Origin of the sequence: Nocardia aurantia, assembly GCF_009604425.1 — a bacterium.
GTDB classification, from domain to species: Bacteria; Actinomycetota; Actinomycetes; order Mycobacteriales; family Mycobacteriaceae; genus Nocardia; species Nocardia aurantia.
In genome coordinates this window covers 1-624 of record NZ_WEGI01000063.1, presented here as the reverse complement: position 1 = coordinate 624, position 624 = coordinate 1, and the positions used below count along the sequence as shown (strand labels likewise).

Sequence of the window (624 nt, the reverse complement as noted above, 5' to 3'; positions counted from 1 at the left end):
CCGGCGAGCCAGCCCGAACGGGCGGCAGGAACCTCACGAGCCAGCCCCGGCTCAACACCTCCGGCAGACTACGACCGGTGATCACCCAGCCAGCCAACCGGTGACATTCATATAAGCCGGAACCTCAGATCTCGTCAGCACTCATTCGGTGCCTGCTCGTGTCGGCGGCGCGGAGCGCAGCGATCCGGGTGTCGAGGTCGGTTTTCCTCACGTTGTACCTGTGCCATTCAGGTGGCGATCAGCGCCGGATCGGCACCGGCTTCCAGAACGGCGCGATATCGGGCGAGTTTCGCGTCGCAGTCGGCCCGTGTGGCGTAAGCGGCGTCCAGTAGTGGGGCCGCATCCGGCTGAGCGGCCTCGAGTGCGGCCAAGGACTGCTGGATCCGGTCGGGGTGGAAGATTTGTGCCGGCCAGTTGTCGACGGGTTCGGTGAGATGATCTTCGAGCGGGTACACCGTGGGCGGATGTGCTGATGCCGGAAGGCTTCCGTGCCGTGTGGGACTGCTGCAGGTATAGGTGACAACCGAGTTGGCTTGCCTTCGGGCGGGCTGGAAGGATGTCGCTGTGGCCAAGCCTTACCCCCGCGAGTTCCGGGACGATGTCGTCCGGGTGGCCCGCAACCGT

1 protein-coding gene is annotated in these 624 nt (G+C 65.4%); it reads right to left on the bottom strand.

Annotated elements, in window-relative coordinates; genetic code table 11:
• Positions 1-227: 227 nt before the first annotated feature.
• Positions 228-455, bottom strand: coding sequence for a hypothetical protein (locus NRB56_RS38170; protein ID WP_153349247.1), 228 nt, complete (start codon positions 453-455; stop codon positions 228-230).
• Positions 456-624: the final 169 nt, after the last annotated feature.